At 42.0% G+C, this 23,365-nt stretch carries 18 protein-coding genes; 8 read left to right on the forward strand and 10 right to left on the reverse strand.

The features are described from left to right. Positions 1–51: 51 nt before the first annotated feature. The 4 genes from AAC000_RS20035 to hutC all read right to left on the reverse strand — a co-directional run bounded on the left by AAC000_RS20035 (position 52) and on the right by hutC (position 4,493). The gene (locus tag AAC000_RS20035) at positions 52–288 is read right to left on the reverse strand and encodes a hypothetical protein (protein WP_339725303.1); all 237 of its coding nucleotides are present in this window, start codon (positions 286–288) and stop codon (positions 52–54) included. 264 nt (positions 289–552) lie between these two features. Then, positions 553–2,073 carry a histidine ammonia-lyase gene (hutH, locus tag AAC000_RS20040; protein WP_339725305.1) on the reverse strand — a complete coding sequence of 507 codons (1,521 nt, stop codon included), beginning with the start codon at positions 2,071–2,073 and terminating at the stop codon, positions 553–555. After that, positions 2,073–3,752, reverse strand: a complete 1,680-nt coding sequence (gene hutU, locus AAC000_RS20045; RefSeq protein ID WP_339725307.1) for a urocanate hydratase — start codon at positions 3,750–3,752, stop codon at positions 2,073–2,075. Before hutU ends, hutH begins: the two co-directional genes overlap by 1 nt. 9 nt (positions 3,753–3,761) lie before the next feature. Then, on the reverse strand, positions 3,762–4,493 hold the full coding sequence (gene hutC, locus AAC000_RS20050) for a histidine utilization repressor (RefSeq protein WP_339725309.1): 732 nt from the start codon (positions 4,491–4,493) through the stop codon (positions 3,762–3,764). A 111-nt stretch (positions 4,494–4,604) separates the two neighbouring features. Here hutC and hutI point away from each other — a divergent pair, with 111 nt between their 5' ends. From hutI to AAC000_RS20070, 4 genes are all read left to right on the forward strand, one after another. Beyond that, positions 4,605–5,816, forward strand: coding sequence for an imidazolonepropionase (gene hutI / locus AAC000_RS20055; RefSeq protein WP_339725311.1), 1,212 nt, complete (start codon positions 4,605–4,607; stop codon positions 5,814–5,816). Between the two features lie 5 nt (positions 5,817–5,821). Next, entirely contained in the window at positions 5,822–6,778 is a 957-nt protein-coding gene (gene hutG / locus AAC000_RS20060) for a formimidoylglutamase (RefSeq protein WP_339725313.1), read from the forward strand. 228 nt (positions 6,779–7,006) lie between these two features. Continuing rightward, positions 7,007–8,392 carry an N-acetylmuramidase domain-containing protein gene (locus AAC000_RS20065; RefSeq protein ID WP_339725315.1) on the forward strand — a complete coding sequence of 462 codons (1,386 nt, stop codon included), beginning with the start codon at positions 7,007–7,009 and terminating at the stop codon, positions 8,390–8,392. 8 nt (positions 8,393–8,400) lie between these two features. Next, positions 8,401–8,832 (forward strand): 3TM-type holin, encoded by a 432-nt coding sequence (locus AAC000_RS20070; protein WP_339725317.1) that lies wholly within the window; start codon positions 8,401–8,403, stop codon positions 8,830–8,832. A gap of 42 nt (positions 8,833–8,874) precedes the next feature. Here AAC000_RS20070 and AAC000_RS20075 read toward each other — a convergent pair whose 3' ends face one another. Further along, positions 8,875–11,055, reverse strand: a complete 2,181-nt coding sequence (locus tag AAC000_RS20075) for an acylase (protein ID WP_339725319.1) — start codon at positions 11,053–11,055, stop codon at positions 8,875–8,877. 205 nt (positions 11,056–11,260) lie between these two features. On the opposite strand from AAC000_RS20075, the gene AAC000_RS20080 reads away from it, so the two are divergent. Both AAC000_RS20080 and AAC000_RS20085 read left to right on the forward strand, forming a co-directional pair. Continuing rightward, entirely contained in the window at positions 11,261–12,865 is a 1,605-nt protein-coding gene (locus AAC000_RS20080) for an ABC-F family ATPase (protein ID WP_339725321.1), read from the forward strand. 64 nt (positions 12,866–12,929) lie between these two features. Continuing rightward, positions 12,930–13,604 (forward strand): nitroreductase family protein, encoded by a 675-nt coding sequence (locus tag AAC000_RS20085; RefSeq protein ID WP_339725322.1) that lies wholly within the window; start codon positions 12,930–12,932, stop codon positions 13,602–13,604. Positions 13,605–13,627: 23 nt separating this feature from the next. On the opposite strand, the gene AAC000_RS20090 is transcribed toward AAC000_RS20085, so the two are convergent. Beyond that, positions 13,628–14,362, reverse strand: a complete 735-nt coding sequence (locus tag AAC000_RS20090) for a transporter substrate-binding domain-containing protein (protein WP_339725323.1) — start codon at positions 14,360–14,362, stop codon at positions 13,628–13,630. Positions 14,363–14,530: 168 nt separating this feature from the next. Here AAC000_RS20090 and AAC000_RS20095 point away from each other — a divergent pair, with 168 nt between their 5' ends. Continuing rightward, positions 14,531–15,238 carry a heparin lyase I family protein gene (locus AAC000_RS20095; RefSeq protein ID WP_339725325.1) on the forward strand — a complete coding sequence of 236 codons (708 nt, stop codon included), beginning with the start codon at positions 14,531–14,533 and terminating at the stop codon, positions 15,236–15,238. 165 nt (positions 15,239–15,403) lie between these two features. On the opposite strand, the gene AAC000_RS20100 is transcribed toward AAC000_RS20095, so the two are convergent. From AAC000_RS20100 to gorA, 4 genes are all read right to left on the reverse strand, one after another. After that, on the reverse strand, positions 15,404–16,096 hold the full coding sequence (locus AAC000_RS20100) for a pirin family protein (protein WP_339725327.1): 693 nt from the start codon (positions 16,094–16,096) through the stop codon (positions 15,404–15,406). Between the two features lie 111 nt (positions 16,097–16,207). Further along, positions 16,208–17,758: a DUF418 domain-containing protein gene (locus AAC000_RS20105; protein ID WP_339725329.1), complete on the reverse strand. Its 1,551-nt coding sequence runs from the start codon at positions 17,756–17,758 to the stop codon at positions 16,208–16,210. Between the two features lie 125 nt (positions 17,759–17,883). Beyond that, on the reverse strand, positions 17,884–19,221 hold the full coding sequence (locus tag AAC000_RS20110) for a gluconate:H+ symporter (protein WP_339725331.1): 1,338 nt from the start codon (positions 19,219–19,221) through the stop codon (positions 17,884–17,886). 340 nt (positions 19,222–19,561) lie between these two features. Then, a complete protein-coding gene (gene gorA, locus AAC000_RS20115; protein ID WP_339725333.1) occupies positions 19,562–20,911 on the reverse strand; it encodes a glutathione-disulfide reductase in 1,350 nt (449 codons plus the stop codon). Between the two features lie 238 nt (positions 20,912–21,149). Between gorA and prlC the strand changes: the two genes are divergently transcribed. Then, a complete protein-coding gene (prlC, locus tag AAC000_RS20120) occupies positions 21,150–23,186 on the forward strand; it encodes an oligopeptidase A (RefSeq protein ID WP_339725335.1) in 2,037 nt (678 codons plus the stop codon). Positions 23,187–23,365: the final 179 nt, after the last annotated feature.

A 23,365-nucleotide genomic window follows, 5' to 3' on the forward strand; every position in this document is an offset into this window, starting at 1 on the left:
TGTGGGAAGCGCCAAAGGCTAAAAATTAGCTATTGACGCCATAGTCTCTTGTTAGTTGTTTGCTCTTGCAAAGCGTACTTTTGCTTTACGTAAAGTATTTAAGAGAACAGACACAGCACAAATGCCAGCACAAATTGCGACCAAATGAGTGCTATCAATAGCTGGCATACTAGATTGTGAAACCATAGCATTGCCTACTAACTTTCCAATGGTATAGACAGCCCAAAGAATTAAAATAGGACAAACAATTAAAGTAAACCAAAACCAAAATTTTCTAACACATTCCACAGATAATTCCTTTGAGTTTATTGAGTACAACTAACAGTGTATTAGACGGATGTCGGGTTAGATACAAACGCTAGTCTCATACTTACCTCGACATTCCGGTTAATTTTTTACAGCATTTCATAAACTTAGGCTTTTGAAAAGGCTAAGTTAGATTTGATATTTTGTGATCAAATCAAGCCCAATAGATATACCAGAACAACATGTTATCAGCTAGCAGAACAAGTCCATTGGTTATGCTAGCAAGAGCCTTCACTCAACAACTTATTAAAGTAAATCGATACCAACATTGTCTAACAAACTGCGATTCACTATCAATTTTTTGGCATTTTCTATGTCAGGAGAAAAATATCTGTCTTTGTCGTAAAAGGGCACTTTGGTGCGTAACAGGGCTTTGACTGATTTGAGTTTGTCGCTGGTTTCTAGTGGTGCTCTAAAGTCGAGTCCTTGACTAGCAGCAAGCCATTCAATCGCTAAAATGCCTGCTACGTTATCGAAAATATCCCATAGACGTCTGCCTGCAAAAGTGGCCATAGAGACATGGTCTTCTTGGTTGGCCGAGGTGGGCAAGGAGTCTATTGAGGCTGGGTGCGCTAGGGTTTTGTTTTCACTGGCAAGGGCAGCACTGGTGACTTGTGCAATCATAAAACCTGAATTTACTCCGCCGTTATCCACTAAAAAGGGGGGTAAACCACTTAGGTGCGAGTCAATCAATAAGGCCATACGCCTTTCCGACAGGGCTCCTATTTCCGCTAAGGCTATAGCTAACATATCTGAAGTCATAGCCACAATTTCAGCGTGAAAATTACCGCCAGACAAAATATCACCACTATCGGCAAACACTAACGGGTTGTCTGATACACCATTGGCTTCTACTACCAGTGTTTGTGCGGCAAAACGCATTTGTTGCAAACAGGCGCCCATCACTTGGGGTTGGCAGCGCAATGAATAAGGGTCTTGGACTTTTGCACAGCCATCGTGAGAGTGACCAATAGACGACTCTTTTAATAAGGCTCTGTAAGCTGCTGCTACATCGGTTTGTGCTTGATGGCCGCGCACTTGATGAATACGTTCATCAAAAGGCACCCGTGAACCCAGAGCCGCTTCGACACTGAGTGCTCCTATTGCAATACTGCTATTAAGGGCGTTTTCAGCACAAAACAGTCCTTTAAGAGAAAACGCAGTAGAGGCTTGGGTACCATTAAGTAAGGCCAATCCCTCTTTGGGTGCTAAGGCAATTTTTTCTAAGCCCGCTATTTTTAGGGCGTGTTCCGCTGAAATACGGGTACCTTGATAAATTACTTCGCCTTCACCTAAGAGCACTACACTCATATGGGCCAAGGGTGCTAAGTCGCCTGATGCGCCTACCGAGCCTTTTTCGGGAATAGCTGGGTAGATTTCTTTGTTGTACAAGGTGATTAGGGCTTCGATGACTTGTAAGCGAATACCTGAATAGCCACGGGACAGCGAGTTAATTTTAAGCAATAACAACAAACGCACCACGTCTTCAGACATAAAATCACCAATACCCGCAGCATGGGATAACACTATGCTTCGTTGTAAAAGCTCTAACTCTGAGACGTCAATTTTGGTATTGGCTAATAAACCAAAACCGGTGTTGATGCCATAAACCGTTCTGTCTTGCGCAATCACATCTAGGACTACTTTTTCAGCTTGGTGGATAACATCATAAGCATCAGGTGATAAAGCAATAGGGATATGTTTACGTTGCACATCTCGTAATTGCGATAGAGTGAGTTGCCCCGGATGTATAACAATATGTGCCATTATTTATCCCCTTCTTTGTCTAACATCGGCAGGTCTAAATTGTGTTTTTGCGCACATTCTTTGGCAATGTCATACCCTGCATCAGCGTGGCGCATCACTCCTGTAGCGGGGTCGTTGTGTAATACTCTGGCGATACGTTTATCGGCTTCTTCGGTGCCATCACACAAAATCACCACGCCAGAATGCTGGCTGAATCCCATGCCAACACCACCACCGTGATGCAGGCTTACCCAAGTTGCGCCACCAGCGGTGTTAAGCATGGCATTGAGTATGGGCCAATCTGATACCGCATCCGAGCCATCTAACATGTCTTCTGTTTCACGGTTAGGTGATGCCACAGAGCCAGAGTCTAAGTGATCGCGACCAATTACAACTGGCGCTGATAACTCACCAGTTCTGACCATTTCGTTAAAGGCTAATCCCAACTTTTGTCTTTCGCCCAAGCCAACCCAGCAAATACGCGCGGGTAAACCTTGGAACTGAATGCGTTCTTTGGCCATATCTAACCATTGGTGTAAATGAGCGTTATCTGGGATCAGTTCTTTAACTTTGGCATCGGTTTTATAGATATCTTCTGGGTCACCAGATAACGCCACCCAACGAAATGGTCCTATGCCTTGGCAGAATAATGGCCTGATATAGGCAGGTACAAAACCCGGGAAATCAAAAGCGTTTTTAATGCCTTCTTCTAAGGCCATTTGCCGAATGTTGTTACCATAATCAAGTGTGACTGCGCCTTTGGATTGTAGATCTAACATGGCATTAACTTGCACTGCCATAGATTGTTTAGCAGCTTTCACTACTGTAGTTTCATTGGAGGCACGCATTTTTATTGCCTGCTCTAAACTCCAACCCTGAGGTAAATAACCATTTAATGGATCGTGTGCACTGGTTTGATCGGTCACCACATCGGGTGTCACATTACGCACTACTAATTCAGGGAAAACATCTGCAGCATTGGCTAACAACCCAATAGACACGGCTTGGTTGGTTGATTTAGCCTCTGCTAACAGCTCTAGCGCATGATCTAAGTTTTCTGCTTTTTTGTCTAAATAACCCGTTTTGATTCGAAAGTCGATACGGCTTTCATCTACCTCAATGGCCAACATTGAAAAGCCCGCCATGGTGGCAGCAAGAGGTTGTGCACCGCCCATGCCACCTAACCCCCCGGTTAATATCCAGCGGCCTGTAGCATCACCATGAAAATGTTGTTTAGCCACGCTGACAAAGGTTTCATAAGTGCCCTGCACTATGCCCTGTGAGCCAATGTAGATCCAAGACCCGGCAGTCATTTGCCCGTACATCATTAGGCCTTGTTTATCTAATTCATTAAAGTGTTCCCAGTTTGCCCAGTGTGGCACTAGGTTTGAGTTGGCAATTAATACTCTTGGCGCATTTTCATGGGTAGGGAACACACCTACAGGTTTACCGCTTTGGATGAGTAAAGTTTCATCCTTGTTTAGGCGTGTTAGTACCTCAACTATTTTGTCATAACTGGGCCAATCTCGAGCAGCGCGCCCAATTCCACCGTACACCACTAAACTATGAGGATGCTCTGCGACTTCAGGATCAAGGTTATTCATTAACATTCTAAGAGGCGCTTCAGTCTGCCAGCTTTTAGCGCTGAGTTGAGTACCTCTTGGAGCACGGATAGTGCGACTGGGATCATAACGGTTCATAAAAAGGTCCTACTTTGATGGGTGAAAATCTAGGTGGCCACCAATTCGATAGCGGTTACCTGGATGATATAAACGGGCGTAACTGACAATGCCTTTACTTGAATAAGTTCGACGACTTAGTTTCAAACAGGGTTGGTCTAAAGCAATGTTCAATAGCTGCGCCAAGCCTTGGTCGGGCAATATAGCTTCAACCGAATGATCTGCCTGAGTCAGTGGGGCCACTTCGCTTAAATAATGATTGGCAGTAGTTTTGCTAAAATCTTGTTTAATATAATCGGGCGCTAAAACAGGATTGACTAAGCGGTCTTCAAATTGAATGGCGAGCCCGTTTTCCATGTGCACAATTTTAGTGTGAAAAACCAGACTATTTTCCGGCACACCTAACCAAGCACTTTGTTGCTCTGAAGCCTGAATCGAATCTACGCTTAACACTTGGTTTGTATATTTGTGTCCACGCTGCGAAATTTCATCATCTATGCTGCGTATTTCAAGAATAGAACTCATGGGCCTGCTATCGGAGACAAAAGTGCCCACACCTTGGGATCGAGCCAAAATCCCCTCATTCACTAATTCGGTCAAAGCACGGCGCGCGGTCATTCTACTTACAGCAAAACTTTCTGCTAATTGGTTTTCAGACAACACTTTGTCACCGGGAGACATCTCGCCACTTTCTATTTTTTCTAAAAGTGCCGATTTAATTTGTACAAATCTGGCTTGCACCGAAGATTTTTTATTCATCATCAACCACTAAGTTAACCTGCCTACTATAGCCATATAATCTATAGCAACATACTTGTATATACAAGTATGTACAAGTAAACTAATTTACATCAAATTCAGTTGGAGTGAGTTGTGACTAAGCAGTGTGATTTAGTGCTAGAGCATGTACGTATTGCATCTATGCAAAAAAATGGGACGCCATACGGCGAACTCACTCAAAGTTCAGTGGCAATAAAAAATGGCGAAGTGTTGGCCATTTTCGATCCGTCCCAAGAAAACTATCAAGGTAATGAAAGTTTTGATGGCGAAAATAAATGGTTATTACCGGGCTTTATTGATTGCCATACCCATCTAGTTTACGGCGGCAATAGAGCCAATGAGTTTGAACAAAGACTGCAAGGTAAAACCTATACAGAAATAGCCCAACAAGGTGGTGGTATTCAAGGCACGGTTAATGCCACTAGAGAGTCTTCAGAGCAAACACTTCTTAGCAGTGCCATTAAACGTGCAGCGAGGTTGGTTGAAGAAGGCGTCACCAGCATAGAAGTAAAGTCGGGTTATGGCTTGAATATGCAGACCGAAATAAAAATGCTCAAGGTAGCCAGGCAAATTGCTGAGCATTTACCAGTGAATATTGTGCCAACTTACCTTGGTGCCCACACTGTGCCTAAAGAATACCGTTCTAACCCTGATGACTATGTGCAATTTGTTTGCGATCAGGTGATACCGGCCGTGGCTAAACAACAATTAGCCAGTTGTGTTGATGTGTTTTGTGAAAGCATTGGGTTTTCGCCCATGCAATGCCGCAAAATATTTACTGCAGCAAAAATGCACAACTTAAATGTGAAAGCCCATGTTGAGCAACTCTCAGACTTAAAAGGTGCCAAATTGGCAGCTGAGTTTGCTGCGCTGTCTGTGGATCATATTGAATATTTAGATCCTAAAGATATCCCCGCATTAAAAAGATCTGATACGGTAGCAGTGTTATTGCCCGGCGCATTTTATTATCTGAATGAAACCCAAAAGCCACCAGTTGCCGAGCTCAGAGCCAACAATGTGCCTATCGCCATTGCCACAGATTTAAATCCCGGTAGTTCACCTATAGCGTCCATTTTAACCATAATGAATATGGCCAGTGTGTTATTTAGTTTAACTCCGGAAGAAGTACTTTACGGAGTCACAGTTCACGCTGCCAAAGCACTCAATTTACCAAACAAAGGCCAAATCAACATCGGAAAGGATGCTGACTTATGTTTATGGGATATCGAACACCCTGCTGAACTGGTTTATGGCATTAACCAACATAGGCCAGTGGCTAAGTGGTTTGCTGGACGGCAGTGTTAAATATCATGACTAACGCTAAACTTGTAAAAACCTACCACTGGCAAGGCCGTGATGATACAGAAGACGGTCAAAATGGGCTGCGATGGCATCAGATAGTCGATACCCAGCCACAAACCACTAGTTGTGCCCTTCTCGGCTTCGAATGTGATTTAGGTGTGGCCTCCAATAAAGGCAGGGTTGGAGCCGTTAAAGGCCCAAATGCCATACGTAAAACCCTTGCTAACTTTGCTTGGCACGCTGATTGTGGTTTGCACGATCGAGGTAATATTGTAGCGGGAACACACTTAGCTGAGGCGCAAACGCACTATGCCCAACAAATAGCCAAAAGTTTAAATGAACATGCATTTGTTATTGGTTTAGGTGGCGGACACGAAATTGCTTGGGGCAGTTACCAAGGCTTAGTGCAACATCTTGCAAAAGATCCAACTAAAAAAATAGCCATCATTAATTTTGACGCCCACTTTGACTTACGTAATCCTTCGCTGGGTGCCAGTTCTGGCACGCCTTTTAGACAAATTTCTGAATATTGCCAGACTCACAACCGAGAGTTTCATTATGCATGTTTAGGTGTGGCTGAATCTTCCAATACCTCTGCGCTTTTTACTTATGCCAAACAAAGCCAAACACGCTATCTGCTGGATATTGATTGCAATCTCAACGCTGCCAAACAATTACTTGAGCCAATGCTGACTGCTGTAGATGAACTTTATGTCACTGTTTGCCTTGATGCATTTCCTGCAAGCGTTGCGCCTGGCGTCAGTGCACCTAGTGCTTTAGGTATTTCAGTAGAGTTTGTCATCAAGATGCTGCATTGGATAGCCAAATCACAAGATGTTTTTGACTTCAATTGGCAACTAACTGACATTGCCGAAATGAATCCTCACTTCGACATCGACAACCGCACGGCCAAGTTAGCAGCTCGGCTAGTTTACGAAGTGGTCAATTCAAAATTTGCGATTTAAAACCAAACAAAAAGGTATTGCACCTCAGAGGCGCCGAGAGCTCGGAGCAAAAATAAAGCCAATGGAATATTCAAATTTTGATCTACAGGTCACCAAAGATATTAACTAGCCAACCAATATTGTAAATTTTCGAACTGCACTCTATATTCATAACTGTTCAAAAATCAGTCAAAGGATCAATGACGTGATTGACTTCCTCGTTCTATATACCCAAAGCGGGCATCCAATATGATAGGCGCAGTTTCAACTTCATTACTCAACGTACGCAGTATGCCAACGCCCAGTAGTGCGATTTTAGGGCAACTCACTGAAGGCATGGTAATCAAAGGGGAAGGCCCTTTTGATAATTGGATACAACTCCATTACAAGGATACTTTTGGTTTTGTTTCAGCCCACTATTTGAGACCGGTTAATGACTTAGCCAGACTAACCGGCACAGTTAACACCAATAAATTAAATGTACGCCAAGCCCCATCAACCAGTGCCAAACACTTAGCAACAATTAGCCGAGGTGCGTCAATTAAAACGCTAGCCTTTTTAAATGACTGGTTAGAGATTGAGTTTAATGGTGAAACTGCCTATGTTGCGGCACGATTTGTCGATCTGGTTTACGTATCAAAAGGCTACTATGCCAAGGTCAGTGCAGACCTCCTGAATGTGCGCTCTGCACCCTACCCAAGCGCAAGTCTGTTTGGCCAAATCACTATGGGCGGACAAGTATGGGTAGAAGGCCAACAACATGATTGGAGTCAGATACGCTTTAATGGCAATAGGGGTTATGTGGCCAGTCGTTTTATCACCCCAATGACCGAAACAGCTATCAATGCGCAACAACAAGATCCTATTGCATTATCTGATCATCAAGACGATGTCATTATTCCTTCTGCTCATATTGAACAAGGATTATCCCGCCTTACCCCTACAACCATATTAACTGTTACTGGATCAAGTGAACAACGTAATGCCGCCGCGACATGGAATCGATGGGGCGCCTTATTAACTGACTTAAGCAACAACAAGCAACTCGACGTAGCCTGTGCCTTGGCGGTTTTGTGCGTAGAAAGCTCTGGCAAAGGATTCGAACAAAACAACAGTGATCGTATGATCATCCGTTTCGAAATTCATAAATTTTGGAAATTTTGGGGTCAACACAACCCGCAACAATTTCGACAACATTTTAGATATAGCAATGACAAAGTATGGCAAGGCCACGAATGGCGCAGGGAACCCATTGGCGAATGGCAGTCTTTTCATGGCCGTCAATCCAATGAATGGCAAATATTTGAATTTGCTCGTCAGTTAGATGAAAACGCAGCCATGTTGTCAATCAGCATGGGGGCACCACAAATTATGGGGTTTCATTTTGAGCGAATTGGGTATCAATCGGTGCTAGAAATGTTTAATGCCTTTGCTGGCAGTATTCAGGGCCAAGTTAACGGATTATTTAATTTTTTCTCACCCAGAATGCTGCAATACCTAAAAGATCTAGCCTTTGAAGATTTTGCTGGTATGTACAACGGTAAAGGTCAGAAAAAAGTCTATGGCGACAAAATACAAAAACACTATGGGGCATTTAAAAAGATGATGCCTAACCCAGAACAACAACATTCCTAGGAGGGAATATGAACGTTTTTTCTTTTATTAGTAACATCTTTGAACCTGCCGTAAAGTTAATTGACGAAATCCACACCAGCGACGAAGAAAAACTCAAACTTCAAGCGCAAATAAAAGCCGTAGAAAACGAATTACTGGCAAAAGTGATTGATTACGAAAGCAAGTTATTAGAGAGCAAAACGGCCATTATCACCGCCGAGGCCACGGGCCAATCGTGGATGCAACGTAACTGGAGGCCTATCACTATGCTTACGTTTTTAGCTTTAGTGGTATTCGATAGTTTTGGGTGGTTACCCAATCCACTAGCGGGTGACGCCTGGACTCTGTTACAAATTGGTTTAGGTGGCTATGTAGCAGGTCGCTCAGCTGAAAAAATGACACAACAATATTTAAAAGCACGACCTGCTGATGCAAAAGGCAACGATATGGCGAAAGGTTAACCTGCTAAACTTTTTAACCTTACTTAAGGGTAGGCACCAAATCTATTGGCGCTTACCCGGTTGATAACGCTCTACTGCCCGCTTCAACACATCGTCTTTATAATAAGCAACGTCTTTAAATTGCCCTTGAGCATAACGCTGCGCTTGATCATAAAAATGAGCAGAGCTGGGATCGCCACTTTGACCGCCTGCCAAAAGAGATTTGGCTTTTACCTTTTCACCAAATTCCACCACAGCTACAAAGCTATTACCTCTGTAACCATAAAGTTTTTTACTCCCATCCACACTTCGGGCACCAAAAGCCGCCAAAGCTCCCCAGCGGCCTGATGCTAAACCAATTGGAATACTTGGTTGCGTGTCGTCCACAGGCAAATCAATATCACCGGTGAGTCTTTGTAGTCGATTAATATCACCCCATGGTGTATCCCACTGGCCAAAATCGGCGATCAGCTTTTCTACTGCCAGTTCAAAGATCTTTAATCTCTCTGAACGCAGCGAATTAGTGCCAAAATGTTCGATAATTTGCATCAAACTTTTACTCTCTGGACGAGCACCCTCTGCCAAGTACTGCATGCCATAAAAATGCGCCAGCGACATGGCGCTAGAATCCACTGATACCCGATAATCCCATTGACGCAGAGCATTAATAGGTTCAGCTAAATTTCTAGGTGGATTGCGGGTTTCGTCATAAGCGTTAATTAGACCGGATATGAGGGTTTTAAAACCGGGTAAATAGGGGTCATAGGCCACCTCTATTAACTTATCTAAAGTAAAATCAGTTTGGTCTTTTAATACTTGTACCCCGTGAATACCTCTATAATTTTCAGGATCTGGGGCCATATAAGTCGGGTAATCTTCAGCTTTGGGACTAAATTCACCCGCGGCTGTGAAAGGCGTAGAATTAGCATTTTGGATCCAACCATTTTCAGGGTTAAGGATGCTAATGGTTTCATCTACTGTGTGCAGACCATTCCAGTCAGTGTTTTTAATAGAACCATTCACCGGCTTAGAATAATCAAAGCTAGGGTCACGCTTGGGGATAAAATTCCCGTGATAATACGCAATGTTACCGTCCGCATCGGCATACACAGTGTTGTTAGAAGAGTTAGTTCGCATATTCATCATGGTACGAAATCCATCATGGCTTGAAGTTTTAGTGCGAATAAACGATTGTTGCAATGCCGTCACCGGATCCCAATTGATACGTGTTGTGACCCATTGCCCATTCACCATATGAGTCACTGGCCCATGATGGGTACGATAAGTAGGGAAGGTTTGATATTTAATAGTGTCCCCATCCCGATACCTCAAGGAAACAAATGAGTTATCCACCTCTAATTCGTCACCGTCATATAGATAATATAAATCATCACCACGCTCGACAATGGTTTCAAGGTATTCATCCATAAAATCCACATGTGTCGAAGTGTGCATCCAGCCATTTTTTTCATTAAATCCCTGATAAACAAAAAACTGCCCCCAGGTCACAGCGCCGTAAGCGTTGAGGCCTTCTTCACTCACCACATGCACTTCTGGTCGAAAGTAGAACGAGGTGTGGGGATTGATCAATAACATGGCATGTCCAGATTTAGTCAACTTGCCAGAAATCGCAAAACCATTGGAACCGCTAGGCTCCGCCATAGCTAAATCTTGTGTATAAGGGCTATCAATTCTGCTGCCATAAAAGGCTTTTATACCTTTCACTGAAATTTGTTCGATATCACCACCAATTGACCCTTCAGAAAAAAACATCGGCATCCAAGGTTCAAAACGCGTCAACAGTGCAGGTTTGACTTCTGGATGTGTAGCCAGATAATAATTGAGCCCGTCCGCGAAGGCATCACATAAGGCTTTAAGTGATTCTGGAGAATTTTCATACGCTAATTTTGCTTGCGCAATAGTCATAAACAAACGGGCCCGCAAATCACTGTATAAGGCTTTTTTACCTTCAACCTCTGCAAGTCTTCCGATAGCCCATATATAATTGCGCTCTACCCGCTTAAAGTCATCTTCAGCTTGTGCATACAACAAACCAAATACGGCGTCTGCGTCTGACTTACCGTAGATATGTGGCACCCCAAAGTCATCGCGAATAATTTCAACCCGTTGAGCGCGAGCCGTCAATCGGTCAATTTCACTAATAGGTGGTGGTGAGGCACATGCGGATACAAAAAGTATCAGCAAAATAACAACAAATGATTTCAAACCAAAAGGAAGAGGCATAAATAATCCATTAAAAATTTAGTGGGCATATTAATGCTAACAAGCAGTTTATAATAAGTACAATAATTGTAACCTGTATAAATAAGCATCAACTCAGCTCGACTTTAGCAGCATATTTCCGTATGATGCGCGGCCTTTGTTTGTCGAGTGTTAGCCCACTTGTTAGGCATATCGATTAATTTTCTTTTTTCTGGACGACCTACTTTTGATTTCTACTGCAAATATCACCATGCAATTTGGCGCTGAGCCTTTGTTTGAAAACATCTCCGCTAAATTTGGCCACGGCAACCGCTACGGACTTATTGGTGCTAACGGCTGTGGTAAATCCACATTTATGAAAATCCTCAGTGGTGATTTAGTGCCGAGCGCTGGCAACATATCTATTACTCCAGGGGATAAACTAGGAACGTTAAGCCAAGACCAATTCGCTTTTGAAGAATACACAGTAGTTGATACTGTTATTATGGGCGACGCAAAACTATGGAAAGTTAAACAAGAACGAGATGCTATCTACTCAAAACCAGAAATGAGTGAAGCAGACGGCATGCATGTAGCTGAATTAGAAACCCAATTCGCCGAAATGGATGGTTACACCGCAGAATCTAGAGCCGGTGAAATATTGCTACAGGCAGGAATTGCTGAGCATTATCATTTTGGACTCATGGCACAGGTTGCTCCTGGTTGGAAATTACGGGTGTTGTTAGCACAGGCGTTGTTTTCTAACCCAGATATATTGTTGTTAGATGAACCCACCAACAACTTGGATATTTATACTATTAATTGGCTTGCTGGCGTGCTTAACGAACGTAAATGCACCATGATCATTATTTCCCATGACAGACACTTCCTAAATTCAGTGTGTACCCATATGGCGGATATCGATTATGGCGAATTACGAATTTACCCAGGAAACTATGAAGCATACCAAGCGGCATCTTCATTAATACAAGAACAGTTACTCACAGAAAATGCCAAGAAAAGCGCCGAAATTGACGAGCTGCAAGCGTTTGTAAATCGTTTCTCAGCGAATGCATCTAAAGCCAAACAAGCCTCTTCTCGTGCTAAGAAGATGGAAAAAATCACCTTAGACGAAGTAAAGTCGTCTAGCCGACGCACCCCTAAAATCATGCTTAAACAGCACAAAAAGCTGCACCGTCAGGCGTTAATCCTTGAACAATTGAGTCATGGGTTTGATGACAAACCACTGTTTAATAACGCAGATTTAATTCTAGAAGCCGGCGCTAAACTCGCAATAATTGGTGAAAATGGCGTGGGTAAAACCACCTTTTTACGCTGTTTAATTGATGACTTGCAAGCTAGTAGTGGTGTAGTCAAATGGTCTGAAAACGCCAGCATTGGTTATTGCCCACAAGACAGTACCGCTGACTTTGATGGCGATCTCACTTTATTTGATTGGATGTCACAATGGCGCACCCCTAAACATGATGACTTAGCAGTACGGGGATTATTAGGCAGCTTATTATTTACCGCTGACGATTTTAATAAAAAAGCCAAGGTCTGCTCGGGTGGCGAAAAAAATCGCTTGTTGTTTGGCAAGTTAATGATGTCAGATATTAATGTGTTAATAATGGACGAACCTACTAACCACATGGATATGGAAGCGATTGAAGCATTAAACAACGCCCTTAAAAAGTTTGATGGCACCTTGATTTTTGTTAGTCACGACAGAGAGTTTGTTTCATCATTAGCCACGCGAGTCATTGAAATTAGCAATCATGAAGTCATTAATTTCCAAGGCACTTACAACGAATACCTATCCAGTCGTGAGGCTTCTCAAAAGGTAGCATAGCGTTAACTTCTGGAAAAAGCTGTCTCAATAAAATACAGTGAGCAAAAAACAAAACGAGACGCCGATGCAACAACATGATGCTTTACCTCTAACTGATTTTATAGAATATCCACCAGCAGAAATGCTGGTGCGCTCTGAGCAATTTTATGCAGATATAAAACGTCGCCATAGCATACGCAAATTTAGTGATCGTCCGGTCGACAAAACTATCATTGAAAACTGCATCAAAGCGGCAGGCACTGCGCCTAATGGCGCCAATCACCAACCTTGGCATTTTGTAGCTATACATTCAAAAGAAATTAAATCACAAGTGCGCCAGCAGGCTGAAGCCCACGAAAAAGGTTTTTACCAAGGTCGCGGAGGGGATGAATGGTTAGGTGCATTAAAACCTTTAGGCACTGATGCTGATAAACCTTATTTAGAGCACGCCCCTTGGCTCATCGCTATTTTCAGTCAAAAGAATACACAACTAGAAGATGGTAATAAACAAACTAACTATTACGTGCATGAGTCTGTAGGCATTGCTACGGGATTTCTTATCAACGCTTTGCATCACAGTGGCCTGGTAACGCTTACCCATACCCCCAAACCTATGAGTTTTTTATCCAAAATATGCGACCGCCCAGATAACGAGCGACCCTATATGTTATTAATTGTGGGTTACCCTGCAGAAGATGCCACTGTGCCACAGCACGCTTTGAGTAAAAAAGAATTAAGTGAAATAGCTAACTTTATTTAAGTCACCTGAAGTGCCGTGTACTTTTATCTTGGTAAACTATTGTTGTAAAAGTAATATCCGCCGCCCTTAGTCATATCATATTTTTCCAGCAATTTATGGTACTCGGCAGTATTACGAAATTTAACAAATTCTCGATTGAATGCTTCTCGCAAATCGGGATCCTGAATCGCTGCGCTGTATTGAGTTGCTGCAAACAGATTATGCACCTGCATTTTTTCCATTTGCCCAGTTCCCGTTAGCAACTTTGCAAAATACTTAAATATGTTGATGTCCATAACAACTACGTCAACTTTGCCAGTTAGCAATAATTCCACTTGATTACGTTGTTCTGGTAACTCGATATACAATGGACTTTGTTTAGTGGCCTCTGCAAAGGCTGATCCTAAGACCCTTTTAGCATTCTGAAAAGCGACCACGACTAAGGATTTCAACTCTTTAAATTCATCCAATTTAATCGATTTTTTTAATAAACTAACAGCAACATTTTGATAGGTAACATAAGGTAGGCTTAATATTTCGGCTTCTACTCCACCTTGCTTAATTTGAGTTAGCCCAATATCTGCCTTCACTTGTTTCATGGTTTCGTAAGTACGTCCATAAGGCACATACAACATAGAAATGTCGTGTCCCAATTTAGCGAAAATACCACGCATAAGATCAACTTCGAAGCCAGAATCTTCTTCAGGAATGACATAGGGAGGTTTTGATAAACCTGCAACCAAAACTAATTCTTTAGAATTAAGGTTCTGTGCAACCAAAATCAAAAGAAACCAACAATATTTTATTATCGAATACAAATGAGAAAATCCTGATCCAAATAGAATAACAATCGCTATTAGACAAACATATATTTCACAGCTAATGGCGATAGTGTACCCTTTATTACTCCACTATTATCAGACTTATTGTGATTAAGGCTTTTATAATTGATAAAATTTTTTAACTTATTGTTATTTTTACCCTTATTCACCAACGCATGCCCGAACTGGCAAGCTGCCGTCGAAAATGGTCAGACCTCTGGGTGGGACTACCAACTTAACCCACATAATATAGCTATCACTAACGATCCACTAGATACCCAATCGCAGGTTATCAAACTGACCCTTGCACCAGACTCAACCTGGCCAAACGGCCACACCAGAACTGAAGTTAAGCACAACGGCTGCACAACCAACGAAGGTGAAAGTACCTTTTTATCTTGGGAATTCTTTTTAGATAAACCTATAAAAACCCTTAACAATATTGCTTATTGGGAAACAGATAACAGCTATCTGCAAAGCATGGGATTTTTTGTAACTCCTAAAATAGAAAACCACAAAATTGCCACCGAATTGTCATTTTTTAGCAGTCTCCCAAAACGCAAGATCCACTGGCAAGAAAGGCTGCAGATTGGCGAATGGCATAAAATTGCAATGGCCATCACATGGTCTGAGTCGCAACAAAGTGGACATATTAGTGTATGGTTTAACCACCACCCTGCCCTTGTCAAACTACCAGTACAAACTAAACCTGATGGGAATAAATTATTTATGCAACTTGGTTTACATCGCAATCAAGCTGAAGCGGCAATAGACAGTATATACCTGCGTAACGTCAAAGAAGTAACAAGCCTAAAACAGTTATTAAATAAGTAAATTTGTGATGATTTGATTTTATAAAATTCATCCCTGAATTTTACTTTATGAAGCTTAGTGCTGATGTGCCAATTTCTCCCCAAATAAAGGAGCAAGACTCAGTAACTTGTAACAATACATTGGTGTAATTGTGATAGCTCAAATACGACTGGCCTTGGTTTTCCTTTAAGGCAGTTCAAAAACTAAAGCCTTAACCAACTCTTCACCAGTTGACGTAAAAACAAGCTCATCTTCATCAGTAATTTTAAGCCCATCCCCAGGTGCCATTACAACACCATTAACTTGCAAAAGACCACTGACTAAGTGCACATATTGATTAGGCAGGTCACTGGTTAAGTGGGTTTGTTTTCCAGAAGATAAAATCAATTGATGGAGATGCATATCTTGTTTGATCTGCAATGTGCCATTTATACCATCAGGACTAATAATATGAATTAAACCTTCGTCTTGACCAAAGTTTTTTTGTTGATAGCCAGGCTTTTGTCCTTTGACCTTAGGTTCGATCCAAATCTGCAACAATTTCAAGACGTCTGTGCTCGAAGGATTATGTTCACTGTGTGAAATACCGCTGCCTGCCGACATCAATTGGAATTCACCTGCTGGCAAAGTTTCAATATTCCCTTGGCTATCTTTGTGGGCGATTGTACCTTCGAGTACATAACTGATAATTTCCATATCACGGTGCCCGTGAGTATCGAACCCCTTACTAGGTTGAATACTATCGTCGTTGATCACCCGTAGCTTCGAAAACCCCATATGCTGAGGATCGTAATAATCGGCAAAAGAAAAAGAAAAACGGCTGTTTAACCAGCCATGATCTGAGCTACCGCGCTGTGATGATTTTCTTAAAACTAACATAATGCTTTCCTCTTTTAAGTTAATGAGGAAAGTATAGGCGCGTTACTTCTGAAAAAATAACGCAACATTCAGCCCAATTTGTTCTATTTTTTAGAACAGTTTATCCTGATGTTATGAAACACTTAAAACCTTAAAAGATTGCCATTTTTTGTACGTCAACGAACGCCACAACCATTCTAAGGGACCAAACTGGTAGTGCTTTAACCACCAGCTAGACAATGGAATTTGTATAATAACTATCGCCAGTACAATTAACATTTGTGATGCCCGAGATACTTCACCATAAAGTCCCCCCGCATAACCATAAAATAGACTAGATAGAATAATAGAATGCATAATGTAATTGGTTAAAGCCATACGCCCCATCGGGGCTAATTTGGCTAACAGCTTTTGCCATTTAGGTGAGTCTAACAGCCTAATCAACAGTCCAAGATAACCTGCAGCCATAAAAAACTGACCGCCATTAAATAGAACATTCCCTACTGCTTGAATAGGTTGTATATGCTCCACTGCAGGGTGCCCTATAATTACTAATCCTCCTACAGTCACAAATAATCCTACACCTAGACCAATACGAGCCATATAACCAAATAGCTTAGGATATTGTGCATGATCTTTGATCGCACCGGATACAACTAGCCAATATCCAAGTAAAAAGATAGGCAATAACAAAGTCAGAGCGAAAATTGGTGTAAATATTAACCACATCATCGAAGCCTTGGCTCTAAACACTGTTGCCTGCCAATAACTGCCATCTCTTAGGGCCGCGATTTCATCTAAAGCTGATTGTTCATGCTCTTGTTCAGATTCAAAGATCTGTTGTGCCTGTTCTTGAGGTGTTAATTCAATCTCTTCTGATTCAACAAGGTCTTCTTCAACTAATTCGGGATCAGCTTGCTCTTGTACCTCATTTGTAAGCTCTTTTGGTAACTCCTCTGATATCTCTGGCTCCACCACTTCTGGTGATAATAACGCCTTAGCCTCAGCATCAGCTTCAAGTTGTGAAACTAATACTCTTATTTCTTGCCTTTCTTGCCATTGCTCAGAAACAGATTGGCGGTCTAAAAACACCCCAAAACCTACCCCAGCAAAACTAGCCATTAGCATGGGAATACTTAACCACCACAAAGCCAACTTTAATATAGAGCTAGGATTGTTGAATTTCTGGAAACGTTTTTTGCGTAACAAATAAATAAAACCCAACATCAGCAAACCAGCAAAAGCGTAGTCATGTAAAATATCGCCTTGCCACAAAAAAAACATATGTAATAAACCAAACACAAATAACACGAACATTCTGCGGGTAAACCATGCTCCAAAGGGTCTGCCTTTGTCCATTGCCTGAGTTAACATTACCGCAAAGCCCATTCCAAACAAAAGCGCAAAAAGTTTATAAAACTTCCCCTCTACAAAACATCTAACAAGCCAACCGGCCGCATGATCAAGACCCGTTAGGTCAGGATTAAAACCACCAAGATTACTAATGGGTCGGCCAAACCACTCAATGTTCATCAATAAAATGCCAAGCAGTGCAAAGCCTCGCAATATGTCTAAGGCGTTTATTCTTTGATTGGGAGCGACGGGAGCAAGAGAAGGGGCTGGTGTGATTATTTCTGAAGATGGAGCAATGTCGTGTTGTTCAGGCTGATCCTTGTCAGACATTATGGTTCCTTATTTATAAATATCGAATAAGAGTAAGCCCAGCTTATTAATTTGTCTAGACAACAATGTTACAGGCTATGTGGAGTGATTAATGCCAAGCCATTTTGTCTATCAACACTAGCCTCTTAAATAAATAGAGATATCAGCAAACAACTGACTAAGCCTATCAATGAAATCAAAGTGGTCATAACTGTCCAGCTCTTTAAGGTGTCTTTTTCGCTCATACCTAAATAACGACTCACCAACCAAAAGCCAGAATCATTGACGTGTGACATAATAGTTGCACCAGACGATATTGCAATGACCAATAAACCTAACATGGCGGCAGACATGGGCTGTAGTTCCAATATTGGGGCGATGAGACCGGCACCAGTAATCATGGCAACTGTTGCCGAACCTTGGGCAATCCGCGTAATAGCCGCCAATAAGAACCCTAAGACCAATACTGAAAATTGCGCTTCGATAAATACCGAAGCCAACATCTGTCCTACCCCGGAATCAATCAATACTTGTTTAAACGCGCCACCCGCACCGGTAATCAAAATAACAACACCTGCAGGCTCTAAACCTTTATTAGCGATTTTAAGCAGTGACTGTTTATTTAAGTCACATTTTTTATGAGCAACCAACAGCGCCAATATTGTCGCCATAGTTAGCGCCACAAATGGATGACCTAAAAAGCTAAGGATCGCTAATAACACACTATCTTGAGGCAGAAAAAAAGGGCTAGTAGTGGCCAACATTATCAGCATTAATGGCAATAAAATAATTGAGGCAACCCATGCAAAACTTGGTGCAGGTACTTCAGAAGGTTTCTCTTGAGTTTTATGCGCATCAGGCACAGTAATGAAAATTCTTTTACTAATAAATTTACCAAACAAGGGACCAGCGATAATCATTGCGGGGATCCCTGTTAATGCGCCAAATAAGATAACCCAGCCCAAATCGGCATGAATCAACTCAGCAACAGCAATAGGGCCGGGCGTAGGGGGGATAAAACTATGGGTGATAGCCAATCCCGCTAATAGGGGGATTGCATAAAATAAAAGTGAGCGCCCAGAACGGTTGGCTAGTCCATATAACAGTGGCGCTAAAATAATAAAGGCCACATCAAAAAATACCGGTATAGCCACAATAAAACCCGTAAAACCTAAACTCCATTGCACTTTTTCTGGCCCAAATGAACGCACTAAACTGCCAGCAATACGTTCAATGCCACCAGAGCTTTCTAGTATTTGCCCCAGAATGGCACCTAATCCAACAACAATGGCCACAAAGCCTAGTGTGCCACCCATACCATTCTTAATAGAGATAATAACTTGTTGTGGTTCTAAACCAGACCCTAGCCCCACCAACAGACTAGTGACTAACAGAGCGAGAAAAGCAGGAACACTTAAAGTGATAACCAGAAACAGTAATAATGCTATCCCTGCTCCAGCCACAAAAAACAAACTCATATCCATGGTAATACCTTATTTTTAAACTTTATTCACACCACTTAATCATGTTGACTATGGGTTTATACATAAGAAAAAATAAAACTGTATTCTGCGAACTGCGCTTCCCAACTGTTAAACTGTGGTTAATAAACATCCTATAACAATTAACATTTAATGTAGTGAAAGTTTCTTGCAAAAGCGGTTATTAAAAAGACATGGCAGTTTCGATCTATCTCATCCCCCCTTTTTTGCTAACAAGTGAATAACCCTTGGAATTTGTTTAGTACTCTAGATTAGACAAAAAAAAGCCTGAATATCTCTGCGACATATTCAGGCAATTAAACACTATTGTTCTTTTAGAAAATCAATTGAGGGTAACAAACTCCTCGCCACTGGTTGGGTGGATCGCCACACAAGAATCAAAATCAGCCTTAGTTGCGCCCATTTTCATTGCTACGCCAAAGCCTTGGAGTATTTCATCCATTCCTGCGCCTATACCGTGCAAACCTACTACTTTTTGGTTTTCGCCTGCACATATCAACTTCATGCGAGTCATTTGGCGATGTTTAGTGACAGCCGTGTACATAGCCGCAAAACCTGAGTTGTAAACAGTGATATTAGCTTCGCCATATTCCTCAATGGCTTCAGCTTCACTCAAGCCAATTGTACCAATAGGTGGATGACTAAAAACAACTGTAGGAATTAGGGAGTAGTCCATATGCGCGTTGGTTTGCCCATTAAATAAACGTTCAGATAACAAACGACCAGACTTAACTGCTACAGGAGTTAATTCAACGTAACCAATGTTATCGCCCACTGCGTAAATGCCGTCGACGTTAGTATTTTGGAATTTATCGACTTTAATGTAGCCACGTTCGTTTAACTCAACACCGGTATTTTCTAAGCCTATTCTATCGTTGGCGGGTTCACGGCCTATTGCCCAAACCACACAATCAGTATCGATTGACTTGCCGCTTTCAAATTCAATAGTTAAAGAGCCATCAGAATTTTTTATCACTTGAGTAGGTGTGGCATGGGTATGTAAAGTTGGACCATCTTGAGCCATAAGCTCTACCAAAGTCTCAGATAACATAGTGTCAAAAGTACGCAGTGGCGCATGTTTACGAACCACTAAGTCGGTTTTTGTGCCCAGCGCGTGCATGACACCTGCTAGTTCAACTGCGATATAACCAGCACCAACGACAACAGCCCGCTTAGGTTGCTCTGTTAGGTCGAAGAAACCATTTGAATCGATGCCCAATTCAGCACCTGGAATTTTAGGCTGCGTAGGGCGTCCACCTGTGGCAATCAATATATGATCTGCGGTGTACTGCTTACCGTTCACTTCGATAGTGTTTTTATTCACAAAAGTGGCGAAACCATTGATTAAGGTCACCCCATTTTTTTCGAAACCACTTCCATAACTACCGTGAATACGTTTTATGTAGGCTTCGCGGCTATCCACTAAGGTTTGCCAATTGAAGTTATTCACTGTGACATCAAAACCATAATCAGGTGCATACAGGTTAATTGCTTCAGCGACATGAGCGCCAAACCACATGACTTTTTTCGGAACACAGCCCACATTGACGCAAGTACCGCCAATCGCATTTGCTTCTACCAATGCTACTTTTTTACCGTGTTTAGCGGCACGATTTGCCGAAGCGATACCGCCACTGCCGCCACCAATACATATATAATCAAAATCTGCCATGAATCTGCCTAATTAAAAATATTTAGTTGAAGATAAAGCTTAACTGACAAAAATGACACCGCAATTTATCTATTAATGCAATCTAGTCAGTCGATGGAATTCTAGGATTAGATAGAACGACAATACTGAAATTAAATTACACAGGCAAAAATTTAATACACCAACAAGCGGTCTGCTATTGAGATTTCGTCTAAGCAACCCAATTTCTTTGAATAACTGTAAAGAGAAGAGTACTTTTATGAGCAACCCTATTACTGACTTATCTGGCCTCCCCAAATTTTCGGCCATCAAACCTGAGCATATTCAACCCGCTATCAAACAAGCTATTGAAGCCTGTAAAACTAAAATTACCGAGTTGTTGAATCAAAACACTTACAGCTGGGATAGCCTAGTGGCGCCTATTGAAGAAATAGACGATCAACTTAGTCGTAAATGGTCTCCTGTTTCGCATATGAACTCAGTGGTCAGCAATGATGAACTTCGAGAAGCCCATGATGCCTGTTTACCTTATTTATCTGAATACGGTACTTGGGTTGGCCAAAACACGGACTTGTACAACGCCTATTGCCAAATCGAAGCTAGTGATAGTTTTGCTGACTTATCAGAAGCGCAACAAAAAGTGATCTCCCATGCTATTCGAGATTTTAAACTATCAGGTGTGGCTTTGGATGACACCAAAAAGGCGCGTTATGCCGAAATACAAAGTCGTTTATCAGACCTAGGGTCAACCTTTAGCAATAATGTAATGGATGCAACCTTAGGCTGGCAAAAGCAAATTACTGATGAATCGCAACTAGCTGGATTACCCGAATCAGCTTTAGAAGCGGCTAAACAATTAGCCGAAAGTAAAAATCTAACTGGCTGGTTATTTACCTTAGACATTCCAAGTTATTTACCCGTTATGACCCATGCAGATAGCGCAAAGTTACGAGAAGAAATGTATCGCGCTTATACGTCTCGAGCATCTGATCAGGGGCCGAATGCAGGTAAATGGGATAATACCGAAATCATCAACGAAACCTTAGGTTTACGGCAGGAACTAGCGCAACTATTAGGCTTTAAACATTTCTCTGAATATTCATTAGCAAGTAAAATGGCCAATTCAAGTGAGCAAGTAAATGGCTTTTTACAAGACTTAGCAAAACGCTCCAAACCACAGGCACAACAAGATATTCAGACTCTTACCGCTTATGCCCAAGAACACTATCAAACAGATAAATTACAAGCTTGGGATTACGCTTATTACAGTGAAAAGTTAAAAGAGCAAACCTACAAAATTTCTGATGAACAATTGCGCCCCTACTTTCCCGAAAATACTGTTGTGAAAGGTTTGTTTGAGGTGATATCACGTTTATACGACTTAACCATAACACCTCGCGACAACGTAGACACATGGCATAAAGATGTGCGTTTTTATGATATTCATGACGAGACTGGTGCACTGCGTGGCAGCTTCTACTTTGATTTATTTGCTCGTGAGAAAAAGCGCGGTGGCGCTTGGATGGACGAATGCCAAGTGCGCAGACAAAAATTAGACGGTAGCCAGCAATATCCAGTTGCCTATTTAACCTGCAACTTTAATGGCCCGGTAGGAAACAAACCCGCGTTATTTACCCACGACGAAGTGGTCACTTTGTTCCATGAATTTGGTCATGGCATCCACCATATGCTGACAAAAATAAACGTAGGTGGCGTGTCGGGCATCAACGGCGTGCCTTGGGATGCAGTAGAATTACCTAGCCAATTTTTAGAAAATTGGAGCTGGCAACCAGAAGCCTTAAGTTTTATTTCTGGGCACTTTGAAACAGGCGAGCCGCTTCCTAAAGTTTTACTTGAGAATATGTTAGCAGCCCGCAACTTTCAATCAGCCATGCAGATGCTCAGGCAGCTAGAATTTAGTTTATTTGATTTTGGTTTGCATGAAAATTTTGTTGCTGGAGAAACCAATGTGCAGCAATGGTTAGACGAGGTACGTAAGCAAGTTGCAGTGCTCATTCCACCTAGTTTTAATCGTTTTCAAAATAGCTTTGGACATATTTTTGCCGGCGGTTATGCTGCGGGTTATTACAGCTACAAATGGGCTGAAGTGCTTTCATCTGACGCTTTCAGTCGTTTTGAAGAAGAAGGGATTTTTAATCGTCAAACAGGCCATGACTTTTTGACTAACATACTAGAAATGGGAGGAAGCAAAGACCCCATGCAGTTGTTTATAGCGTTTAGAGGTAGAGAGCCTGAAGTGGATGCTTTACTCCGTCATTCTGGCATAACCGCTTAAAGCCATTGCTAATAAAGCAGGGCGACTAAAAAGACAAAAGACCTAAAACCACAGAGATCGAAAAGGGCACAGAACAAAGTCGGGGTAATCCTGATTCTCTGTGCCCGTAGCCTCTTTGTAGCTCAGCGCTCGGTGGTTAACCCCTTTTACTTAGAATTATAGTCTTGCCACTTACCTGC

This window comes from uncultured Paraglaciecola sp. (genome assembly GCF_963977085.1).
Lineage (GTDB): Bacteria > Pseudomonadota > Gammaproteobacteria > Enterobacterales > Alteromonadaceae > Paraglaciecola.